We start from the raw sequence: 10,913 nt of genomic DNA, 5'->3' as shown, positions 1-10,913 counted from the left end.
CCTGCCCGTGGCGAATGACAATGTCGTAGGGCGGCGGCCCGGCGGTCGCTCCGGCCGGCGCCACCGCGGTCATCAGGGCAATGAGCACGGTGATTTTTGTAGGACGGATCCAAAGACTGGTGGCGCATTCGATTGGCCGCGTCAGCGACCACTCGTTGCCAAACCTCGCCTTTCAAGATTTCTGGTCTGGTGAGAAGAATGAGGTGGAGACAGTCGGCGTCGTGGCGCTACGAAATACGCAGATAAAGGATTTCCGGGCAGGCGGCTGCGATGTGAGTATGCAGCGGAAGATGGACGTGCGGCGGATAGACGCGCCTATTGTACCGACGATGCCCCGAAAGATGGTGCCGCGGCTTGGAGAATTAATCCGTCAAGCATGTTTGAACCTACGAGGACAATTAAGGAGGCGAGGATGACAAATGACGGACCCCTACGAGACGGTCTCGACGATGACTGGCGTGACCGGTTAATCGCGATCGGCAAGGGCGTGGTGGGGGCGGTGCCAGTCGCCGGCGGTCTCGTGGCGGAGATCGTCGGCATGGTGATCCCTGGTCAACGAGCCGACCGCGTCGCCGTCTACCTGCGGACGCTCACGTCTCGCCTTGACGATCTGACTGCCGACGTCAGGACGGAGCTGATGGAAAACCCCGAGAAGATCGATCTAATCGAGGAAGGCGGCTTCCAGTCGGCCCGGGCGACTTCGCGGGAGAGGATCGATCAGATCGTCGAGGCGGTCGTCCGTGGGATAAACGAGGATGACGCCGAGGTCGTCCGGCGCAAGCGGCTCCTGCACACTTTGGGCGCGCTGGACGAGGACGAGGTCAACATTCTGAACGCCTACGGCAGGACATACGGCGGAGCAGACCGGATGGCGTTTGAAAAGGTCAACCGACCGGATCCGCCGCACATGCAGTCCCCGCCGTCGGCGATCGATCGGAACGTGCTCTACGAAATCGGCAAGACGCGGTTGTTCAACCTGGGGCTGCTCAAAAAGAACTTCGGGAACGTGAAGGCGGGTGAAACTCCCGATTCGACACGCGCACCGGCGACTTCAAGCATAATCTGGAGATTTCTCATCTCGGCCGGATGCTGCTGCTGGAGATCGGACTGGAGACACCATTCGATTCGCAACGGAATGACAATCGCTGAAACAACCCCAAGGCGACGGGCAGGCTTGCGGAAGGGGCCAGCCGCGGTACCTTGAAAGAAAGGAGTGGCACCTTCGGGGCATATTTAGATCATTGGCGAATTTTATTCTAAGCGGTCAATGACTTGCCGAAAGGATCGAATTGCACCTCCACCGACACGCCGCCAATGATGGCGCTTGCCCAATTCATATCAAAGGGCAATCCATGGCAAGAAAGTGGCGCGACTCGTCGAGGAACAGGGCGACCGGTACGGCATCCCGACGCCGCTTGCCGCGAAGGGCGCGTCGAGTTGTCGTCGGCGAATACCCATCCACACCCTTCTGCACATCAGCCGGCCGGAGAGGCTGGCCCTCAATCGCCCCTTACATGGATGTCCACGAGCGAGGCTTCGAACTACGAGGGTTCTTCCACACTAATTTTGATCATGTCACCCTTGTCGCGTCGAGCAGCTCGGCTGTAGAGGTCGTTGCAACGACAGGACGTGGGGTGATCATGACCGAAGCGACGTGGGGCGATCACGCAATGACACCGACGATCGACTGGCGCATGAGCGCTGCGCTTGAGAACGTCCATCGTGGCGACATCGAACTCGCCGAGGTGACGAACCTGCGCAGCGCCGTGCAAGCGTGGCAGCAACTCGACCTCGATCATCGATCAAAGGCAACCCTGACGCCCGAATTCGCGATTCAGATCGACGGCGTTTCGACCGCGTCGTTCAACGGAGCGGCGATCGGCACGCTGGTCGAGCGCCTATCGATCGATGATGCCGAGAAATCAGCCTACCCAGTCGCTGACTGAGTTTAGAGTATCCGTTGTGATCAAGCGGGTTCTGGCGTCCACACTCGTTCGGCCTTGAGCAGCGAGTTTGCCAGGATAACGAGCTTCCGCGTGACGGCTGTGTTCGCGACCTTTGGCGGTTTCTTCCGGCGGCGACGAGTGCTGTGTACTTGGCTTTCATGTCGGGGTTAAACCGGATGGCGACGTGCGCGGGCATGTAAAGAGCGCCTCGCAGTTCCGCGCGGCCGCCCGGGATATGGCATTTTCCGCGATGCTGCCCGCTATCGCGAGCGATCGGTGCAAGACCGGCCAGCGACGCGAACTGCTTGTAATCGAGAGTGTCGAGTTCGGGCATATCGATGAGCATGGCGATCGCCGTAAGCTCGTCGATATGCCCGGGATCGAGACAAGGACGTTGAAGCGTGCGGCGAGTTCCGGCTCGCGGAAGAGGCTGGTTTTCAGTTCAGCGTCAATCGCGGCGATCTGACGGTCGATCTGGGAAAACCGCTGCGCGGCGTGCCGCTTCACCAGCGGCGAGCGGCAGACAATGTTCGCGGTTCTTCGCTGCGGTGCGATCCTTGACCAGCCTGAAACGGGCCATAGCGCTTCCTTCCAGCTGGCCGTGAATAATGCGCCATCAAAGCCTGGAATCAAACATCTAGACACGATCAGCAGAGGCCGGACGCAAGCGGACCCGCAGGTCGCAGCGCGATACGATGATGCGCCTCACCGCTTGTGGTGACACGGTCTTTTCCCTTGTCATCAACCGTCCGATGAGGTGCTCATGAGCACGGCGGAGCAGCGACTGCTCAGAATGGCGTCGCGGATGCAACAACGCGCGACGACATCGAACTTGGACGGAATAGTCGTGGCACGGCCAAACACATGCTGACCTGATATAAAACGATACGCGATACGCGAGCCGTTGCGAGATACGGAGCGGCTCACATGCACGCCTTTGCCATCCTCGTCGCTCCGGCGGTTGCCGGCCCCGCGGTGCCGCCCGACGCATTGACGTGCCGGGAGTTGACACTCGATGACAAGTGTTTCGAGAAGGTAGGGGCGGAACCCCATGACGATTCCGTAGCACAATCACTCGATGATGGCGTGCATGACAGCCAGAATTCCATTTCGGATCATTTGCGGCGAAAAGCCCTGGAATCCGGAGGGGATAGAGGACATTGTCACAGACACGCTGCGATCATTTGTGCCCTAACGCTGTCGCCATCACGATTGCGGTACTGGTCGCTGGCCAGCGCTGAAATGGACCGCGACTCGCGCCGTTGACCTCTGCGCTGACGTTTACCATAGCGTCCTCGCGCGTCCGCGCAGATGCAGCGCGGCGCGAGTTCAGGAGTGACGAATGAAGACATTGCAGAAGTTAATCGCAGCGGTAAGTTCGCTGCTCTTGGCCAACTCTCCAGCGCTCGCCGAGACGATTGACTTTGAAAATCTGACGGTAGGCGTGCAGGCTGAGGGTTCGATTAGCTACCCAGGGGTGACGTTCAGCTCGTCGTCGGGAGGGTTCAGCGCTGTTTCCGGCAGCACCGGCCTGGCGCTTTGCGCATTCCAGACCGATTGCAGCGGTACTCTTATTATCGATTTCTTAAAGCCGGTGTCGAATCTTACCTTCAATTACTCCGATGATGACACGACGAGCACGCTAGGATTTCAGGGCTCTTCAACGACGGCGTCCTTTACTGGCCGACTTTTCGCGGATGGAGACCCTCTCACCCAGGACGTGTTCAACCTGTCCATCGTGCCGAACATCACGCAGCTGATCGTCTTCTCGGACGATCCGGGTGGCGTAATCTTCGACAACTTCAGCTTTACGACACCGGTCGCAGGTGACGTCCCAGAGCCGGCAACGTGGGCCATGATGATCATCGGTTTCGGCGCAATCGGCGGCTCGCTCCGCAGCCGCAACAAGCTCGCGACGCGCATCAATCATGCCTAAACAGTGAACACTTGAGTGAGGTAAAGGGCCGCCTATCTAAAGTCGGGCGGCCTTTTACTGCAGCCCTCCAATGCCGGCAGCGCCAGCAAGACGGCGGATCCTGGTGAACGTCACAGGCTATATCACAAAAAATCAATTGACTGCCTTGGTCGACCCTATGTTGCACTATAGTCGACTTGGTTTCTGGTTTACTGGATGGTCCTCGCATTCGTTGGGCAACGATTGCCATCTCCCTCCCGCCTAGGAGGCCGATGAACTCATTATGTCCTATTCGATCATCGACGAACCAACCTAACACGCCTTGGGACCGTTCGCGGAAGGCTAAACGCGGCTCCCCCGGGAAACCCCGGCTATGCCACGTCACCATGTCAGGCGTGGGGAAGCGGCTGTGCGTTCCAGATCGGATGACCTCCTGGGCAGCGCTGTGTGGTTGCTGGGCCCGGCGTCGCCGGGCGCGAAGCGCGTCGTCAGTCCGGTTTCTGGCGATCCGGCGCGGGCAGCGCCTGCGACGATCCGGCGAAGTCAAAAGCCGCGACCTCGGTCCGGGTCGCGATCATAAAGGCGTCCGCGACAAGCTGAAGGGGTGCCGCATCGACGTTCGAGCGACGATCCTCCAGCCGTTCGGCGAACTCCCTATAGATATCGAGGTATTCGTCGGCCGGACCGACGAATGGTGGCGCGCCTTCGGTCTCAAGTCGCGATCCGCCGTCAGTCAGCTTGAGCTTGGTCCCATCGACGGTCTCGACGGCGATCGACCATGTCTGCGGCCCGGTCTCACGCCAGTCGAAGTCGCCGGTCAGCTGCCCATCCGGGGCGAGCCCGGTGCTGAACGTTAGCTTAGCCGCAATGGGCGCTTGGCGGTTGGCTGGAAAGAACAGCTCTGCCGCACTTACGAACACCGGTTCGGGAAGGATGCGGGTCAAGATCGATAACGCGTTGATACCGGGATCGAAGATGCCGAAGCCGCCCGCCTCCAGTATCCAGTCCTGTCCGGGATGCCATTGCCGCAGGTCCTCCTTCCAGATCACGCCGAGAGACTTCACCGTCTTGCCTTCGAGGAGGTTGGCCGCTCGCTTGACGGCGGCATTGTGCTGCGCGTGGTAGGTGGCGAAGGCCACCTTGCCGATCGCTGCGGCACGGCGCGCGATGTCGCCGACCTCCGCCACCGTCGCCGCCGGCGGCTTCTCGAGCAGTACATGCTTGCCGGCCGCCAGGCACGCTGCGGCGATCGAGCGGCGGGGTCCGGGAGGAGTGCAGATCGACACCGCGTCGAGATCCGAGACGGCTTCTAGCATTTCGACGTAGCCGGGAAAGGCGGGAACGCCCACCAGCGCTGTCGAGCCGCCGATGTTGGATACCGCCGCTAGCTCGAACGCGCCTGACGCGGAGATCGCGGGTAGGTGCTGATCGCGCGCGATCTTGCCGAGACCTATGATGCCGATCCGGTACTTGGACAATGTGGTTCCTCTCGCTCAGGCGCCTCGAGCCCGTCTCGATGCCGGTCTCACTGATCCTGCAAAATCTCGACAACGTTGCCGCCCCTGGCCGCTGCGGTAATCCGGCAATGCAGGTTCCCCCAGATTCACGGTGGTCCACCGTCAATCGAAAATTTAGAATCGCGGATGCGCGGCACTGCCGCTCGGTTCCGCACAAATCGTCGACGAACGAACGCATCGAGAGGGGGCTGGTGCATGGAAGGCTTCCGAGATGAATGAAGGGAGTTTGCGTCAGGTCGACGAAGCGACGGCTGCAGGCGTGACGTTGGAAACGCCGACGTCGACTTCGGCGCGCCGGGACTGGTGCGCCCTCCGTCGCCGGCGGTTCAGGACGACCAGAAACCATCCCGTCAGCAAAACCGCTGTTCCGATGTACCAGGCGTTGTACTTGGCGCTTGAATCGGATGCCGAAATGCCCGCCGAATACGCGACGTACACGAGCATTACGAGCGCCAACGCCGGAAGCACAGAAAGCATTGTCGCCGTGCCGGCGGGATGTTTCGACCAGACCAGCCGGATGTAGGCCGCGAGCATCGCGACGTAGGAGAGAACCAGGGTAATCGTGAAGGTGTCAATGTACCAGACGAGGTCTGCGAAGGGCCGTAGCCAGACGGCGAGTACGCCTGCGGCAGCGAGCCCGAAGATCGCCGTCGATGGCGCCTGATGGCGGTTGGTGCGACAGACCCTCGCCGGCAGGTGTCCGTCCTGCCCCATACGGTATAGGGTCCGCGCCCCCGAGTTGAGCGACGCCTGCATGCCCGCGAAACTGGACGTCACGACGACAAGGGGGGCAATCCAGGTCAGCCAGCCCGGAAGATAGACGTCGGCCACGGTGGCGATAGGGCTTCCACCCGGAGCGGCGCTCGCCCTGGTGAGTTCCGGGATGGGAACTGCGAACTGCCAGCCGATGGCTGCGAGGCTGTACACGATCAGCGCGAGGCCTAGAACGAGCATGAGCGAGCGTTGCACTGTCCGCACGGGCACCTTCGATTCCTCGATGAAGTTGATCGCCGAGTCGAAGTTGGCGAGCATGAAGACGCCGAAGAGGACGCCCTGACCGACGGCCATCAGTCCGCCGGCGGCGCTGACCGAATAGAGGGACAGGATCGGCACGTCGTGGACCTGGGGAGCGACGATGCCGCAGAGGCCAAGTCCCGCAACCACCACGATCTCGAACGCGAGCAGGACGCCGGCGATCTTCGCCGTCAACTCGACGCCGCGGTTGCTCACCACCGAGAACACCACGAGCATCACCGTGCCGATGATCCTCGCCTGGAAGTCTCCCTGAAAGGCGGGAAACAGCGCTTGGATGTATCGGGCTCCAATCACCGCGGTCAGTGGGGCGGTCGTGGCGGCCATGACCGTATACGTCCATCCGAGTACGGTCGCGGCGCCGGGATGTACGAAGCGTTCGGTGAAGGTGAACACGCCTCCGGCGGACGGAGCCTCGCGGACGAGACGGATCAGGCAGAACGCCAGGACGCACATTGGGAACAGGAAGGCGACGAGGATCGACAGCGGCGCCGCGTGCCCGACGACCCCATAGATGAGCGGTATCGCGGAGGCCGCGATGTAGCCTGGAGCGTTGAAGGCGAATGCGGCCAGTGTCACGTCGTAAGTGTTCAGCCGCCCCTTCTTGAGCTTGGTATCGACGTCCGTGATCGACCCGTCTTCATCATACCCGGTCAGGTCGTTGATCGTCGTCACGGCGAGCCGAGCGCGATGATGACTGGGTCGGGATCATGGGCCATATCTGCTCCTCGAGCTTTGAGCGGACCGCAAGCGCCCGATCCCGGCACCGGTTCGGCTAGGGTTTCGCCGGGTACCAGCTGTCGGGTTCGGGATAGGCCCAGTCGTCGGGGAAGACGTAGGTCTCGAAGCACGTTGTCGTCGCGTCCTCGGTTCCGAAGAACGCGAAATGGTTTCGGCCCATCCAGCTGCCGGATTGAATCAGCTTGAAGCCCCTCCGGGCGAACTCCTCCAGTCGGGCCTCGAACGGGATGTTGTTGCAGTCATGAGCCGTGTGATGAACACCCTCACCGTGCCAGTCGAGGTGGTCCCTGAAGATCGTGTCGCCGGAAACTGGCTCTATAAGTTCCCAGATCATGTCGCCGACCTCGGCGAAGCAGACCGTAAGAACGAATTCGGCTGGTCGGCCACGGTACGTCTGATTGGCCGTGTTCTCGGGACTGAACGTGAAGATCCGCCATGGGCCTATGCCGAGCCGGCAAAGGCCCTCCATTGTGCGACGATGGTCCCGGGTGACGATGCACGTCTCGACCATCCTGCCCAGGAAGGACGTCACTCCTGTCTGTATTCTGGGCATTGCAGGATCTGCCTGTTCTCGAGGATCGTGCGCCATCGGATCGGCTTCCTAACGGGTGAAAGGCGGAAGGCAGGTCGGCACCGCCGTTGGATCGACTGATCTCACGACCGATCTGCGAAATTCAGGTCGCGCCTTCCACTTGCTGAAAAGCATTATCAGCGATCGCAATCTTCCAGGCTTAACCAGTTAAGCAGCGTCGGCCGATTGCAGGGCCTGCCCTTCGCAATCGCCGCCGGGATCGTATGTGCGCCTATCGTACGTCACCCCGCTGCCTGCGGTCCGCGCGAACCAGCCGAGTGCCTATCGCCCGGGGAGTGAACGAATCCGGTCAGGCGGACCCGTGAGATCGATCCGCCCGCAACGGGACGTCCGCCAACCCTGAGGACCACCGGTTGCCTTTGAGCTAAGTCATGTCGATGACGATGAGCAAAGCGCGTTGTCAGCTGGCTGCCGACGGTCGACTCGCAGCCTCGCCATCGTCGGCGCCCTTGGCGGCCGGACGGCGCTTCTTCGAGCCCGTCGCCGGCGCTGGTTACGACTTCGCCCATTGCCGGCGATATGGAGCGTATCCTGCGCCGTAATCATCTGCATCGCCCTTTCCGCGCCTGATCAGCCAACCGGTATGGTACCGACTGCATGAAATCGCTCAGCGAGTGCCGTGTTCGGCGAAATCACTGAGAGGCGGAAATCTCGATGTCGAGAGGTTCGGATGATGTCAGTAGGAACGACGAGGCCCAGGCGAAGTTTCGAGGGCCACTTCACGGCTCCGGGCGCCGCTGCAGTCGCGAGCACGGAACGGGTATCGGGCGGTTCGGGCGTCGACCGACTTCGAGGTACCGCTAAAGCATTGACGCCTGCTGCCGGCGCGGGGTCGCAACTTCACGGTCCGTCCGATCCGACTTTACAACCGTTTCACTCCGGTCGGTGCGGCCGTCTCGGGCGGCGTCCGCACTTCTGCCAGGCCCTTTCCTGATCGCTTGACCATCGGGCCGGACACCGCGCCGACGGCGAATTTCATAGGAGAACGTCTTGACCATGATCAGCCCCGGTGCCGCCACGATTGAGGATCCGAAGCGTCAGATGGACTCGCCTGTTCTGGGCGCGACGATCGCGAGGGTCGGGGGGTGGACGATCACCGTCACGCTCGCGATCATCTTCTTATGGTTCGGCAGCTTGAAGTTCGTGCCGTTCGAGGCAGAGGGGCTGGTCCCGATCATCTCCAACAACCCTCTGATATCTTGGCTGTACGACCTATTCGGGGTGCACGGTGGCGCGAAGTTCCTTGGCGTATTCGAAATCACTACGGCCCTTTTGATCGCAGCGCGCGTCGTGGACCCGCGGGCGTCCGCATTGGGTGGAGCCATGGGCGCTTGGTCGTTCGTCCTCACCATGAGCTGCTTCTTCACCACGCCAGGTGTCATCGCCATGGGGCACGAAGGAACGCTCGAACTCTCGACGGCGCCCGGTGCCTTCCTGCTCAAGGACATCGGCCTCTTCGCGGCATGTCTCTGGTTGCTTGGCCAGTCGCTTGTCGAAGCTAGCGCGCGTCGGCGCTCGCGCTGACGGTCGCCGGACCGCGTGCCCCTTCCCCTCGGCACGCGGTCCGAAAATCCAGGCTCGCTGCCTTCGGCGCCCCTCCAGTCCTAGACGGCGGCTTCCGAGGAACCGCCGGCGCTATTCACGTCTGGCTGCAATAGCCGGGCCCGGGCTGGCGGCAAGGAGGTTCGGAACCCGTCGAACCGCATTCGATCCGTCGACGAAGGAACGATCATAATGCCGAATGTCGTAGTACCCTCGTCACCCTTCAAGCGCTTCGCCGAGCACCTGCTGCGGAGCGCTCTCGTCACGGTGTTCATCGTGTTCGGCCTACAGAAGTTCTCGCCGATCGAAGCTAGAGGCATTGCGCCGCTTGTGAGCAACAGCCCGTTAACCTCATGGCTCAACGTTCTGGGCGTCGAGGGTGCCAGTATGGTGGTCGGCGCCTCCGAACTCACCTTCGGCGCCCTGCTCGCGGTCGGATTCTGGCGGGCTGGATCAAAGTTCGCATTGGCCGGCGCTGCCGGGTCCTGCCTGACCTTCCTCACTACGCTTAGCTTCCTCCTGACCACTCCAGGCGTGTTCGCTCCCGACGCCGCCCCGGTGATGTCGGCAGACGGCCTTTTCCTCCTCAAGGACATCGTCCTATTGGCCACGTCGGTGCTGATGCTCTCGATCAGTCTGGCCCAGCGCGGCGCGGACAGTAGGCGTGCCGCGCCCGCGTGGGTTTACGGGCCGCGGCCGGCGGCGGAGCCGGTCGATGACTGAAGCACTGGCAGTGCGGTCGGACGCTTTGCGGACTCTGCCCGCAAGCCCCCCCCGACCGGAGGACTCCAACCCGCTGATCCGCAAGCTGTCGCAGTTCGCGCAGCTGACGCAATCTGACCACGATGTTCTAGACGCACTCACGGGGCCGGAGGAATGCTTTCCGGCTCATGTCGACATCGCGGGCGAGGGCGACGTGCCGCGATCGGTGTTCATGATGAAGGAGGGCATGGCGATCCGTTATCGCATGCTGCCCGACGGAGGACGGCAGATCATGACGTTCCTCCTTCCCGGGGATTTGTGCTATTCACACGCGTTCTTGCTGCGTTCCATGGATCATTCGATCGGCACCCTGACCCCCGTCCGGATCTCGCCGATCTCCCGGGACGGTATGATGGAGACCTATGCGCGCCGACCGCGTATCTCCGCAGCGCTCTGGTGGAGTTCGATGCAGGAGGAGGCGATGCTGCGCGAGCGTATCGTCTCGCTCGGGCGCCGCGACGCCCGAGCACGCATCGCCTATCTGTTTTGCGAGCTGCTCTGGCGCAACGCGGCGATCGGCCTCGCGGAAGGAGGGCGGTTCCAGTTCCCGCTGACCCAGACCCAACTCGGTGACACTCTCGGGATCACTCCTGTCCACGTGAACCGCATCCTGAAGGAGTATCGATTACGCGGTCTGATCTCGATGGAGCGACGGGTCGTCCATCTTCTGGATGTCCAGGGTCTTCAAGGCATCGCCTGCTTCGATCAGAGCTATCTGCAACTACGCGGTGCGACCGCCGACGTGGTTCGATATTGCGACGAACTCGAGAGACGCGAGCCATCTGCTGCACGCGCGAGCATCGGACACGCATCTCCGGGTGCCCCGGTCGCCCGGTCGGCGAGGCAAACCAGTTAAGCAATGCTAG

10 protein-coding genes are annotated in these 10,913 nt (G+C 61.8%); 6 read left to right on the top strand and 4 right to left on the bottom strand.

Translation table 11 applies throughout. The features are described 5' to 3' along the window. Positions 1–376 precede the first annotated feature (376 nt). Together KTC28_RS04770 and KTC28_RS04765 are read left to right on the top strand one after the other, a co-directional pair. Positions 377–1,204 carry a hypothetical protein gene (locus KTC28_RS04770; protein WP_216710030.1) on the top strand — a complete coding sequence of 276 codons (828 nt, stop codon included), beginning with the start codon at positions 377–379 and terminating at the stop codon, positions 1,202–1,204. A 436-nt stretch (positions 1,205–1,640) separates the two neighbouring features. After that, entirely contained in the window at positions 1,641–1,946 is a 306-nt protein-coding gene (locus tag KTC28_RS04765) for a hypothetical protein (protein WP_216710031.1), read from the top strand. Here KTC28_RS04765 and KTC28_RS23270 read toward each other — a convergent pair. Next, complete coding sequence (locus KTC28_RS23270) at positions 1,864–2,280, bottom strand: transposase (RefSeq protein ID WP_369426587.1); 417 nt, start codon at positions 2,278–2,280, stop codon at positions 1,864–1,866. The genes KTC28_RS04765 and KTC28_RS23270 overlap by 83 nt on opposite strands. Before the next feature lie 1,008 nt (positions 2,281–3,288). On the opposite strand from KTC28_RS23270, the gene KTC28_RS04755 reads away from it, so the two are divergent. Beyond that, on the top strand, positions 3,289–3,882 hold the full coding sequence (locus KTC28_RS04755) for a PEPxxWA-CTERM sorting domain-containing protein (RefSeq protein ID WP_216710033.1): 594 nt from the start codon (positions 3,289–3,291) through the stop codon (positions 3,880–3,882). Positions 3,883–4,349: 467 nt separating this feature from the next. Here the strand turns inward: KTC28_RS04755 and KTC28_RS04750 are convergent, their stop codons facing one another. From KTC28_RS04750 to KTC28_RS04740, 3 genes are all read right to left on the bottom strand, one after another. After that, the gene (locus KTC28_RS04750) at positions 4,350–5,339 is read right to left on the bottom strand and encodes a Gfo/Idh/MocA family protein (protein WP_216710034.1); all 990 of its coding nucleotides are present in this window, start codon (positions 5,337–5,339) and stop codon (positions 4,350–4,352) included. Positions 5,340–5,609: 270 nt separating this feature from the next. Then, positions 5,610–7,085: an APC family permease gene (locus KTC28_RS04745; protein WP_216710035.1), complete on the bottom strand. Its 1,476-nt coding sequence runs from the start codon at positions 7,083–7,085 to the stop codon at positions 5,610–5,612. A 100-nt stretch (positions 7,086–7,185) separates the two neighbouring features. After that, a complete protein-coding gene (locus KTC28_RS04740) occupies positions 7,186–7,740 on the bottom strand; it encodes a VOC family protein (protein WP_216710036.1) in 555 nt (184 codons plus the stop codon). 999 nt (positions 7,741–8,739) lie between these two features. Between KTC28_RS04740 and KTC28_RS04735 the strand changes: the two genes are divergently transcribed. The 3 genes from KTC28_RS04735 to KTC28_RS04725 all read left to right on the top strand — a co-directional run bounded on the left by KTC28_RS04735 (position 8,740) and on the right by KTC28_RS04725 (position 10,903). Further along, the gene (locus tag KTC28_RS04735; RefSeq protein WP_226896257.1) at positions 8,740–9,267 is read left to right on the top strand and encodes a YkgB family protein; all 528 of its coding nucleotides are present in this window, start codon (positions 8,740–8,742) and stop codon (positions 9,265–9,267) included. A gap of 210 nt (positions 9,268–9,477) precedes the next feature. After that, the gene (locus KTC28_RS04730) at positions 9,478–10,008 is read left to right on the top strand and encodes a DUF417 family protein (RefSeq protein WP_216710038.1); all 531 of its coding nucleotides are present in this window, start codon (positions 9,478–9,480) and stop codon (positions 10,006–10,008) included. After that, positions 10,001–10,903: a Crp/Fnr family transcriptional regulator gene (locus KTC28_RS04725; RefSeq protein ID WP_216710039.1), complete on the top strand. Its 903-nt coding sequence runs from the start codon at positions 10,001–10,003 to the stop codon at positions 10,901–10,903. Before KTC28_RS04730 ends, KTC28_RS04725 begins: the two co-directional genes overlap by 8 nt. Positions 10,904–10,913: the final 10 nt, after the last annotated feature.

The organism is Polymorphobacter megasporae, from assembly GCF_018982885.2.
Taxonomy (GTDB): domain Bacteria; phylum Pseudomonadota; class Alphaproteobacteria; order Sphingomonadales; family Sphingomonadaceae; genus Polymorphobacter_B; species Polymorphobacter_B megasporae.
Note: the sequence above shows the minus strand (reverse complement) of the source record. Positions and strands in the feature narration are given on the sequence as shown.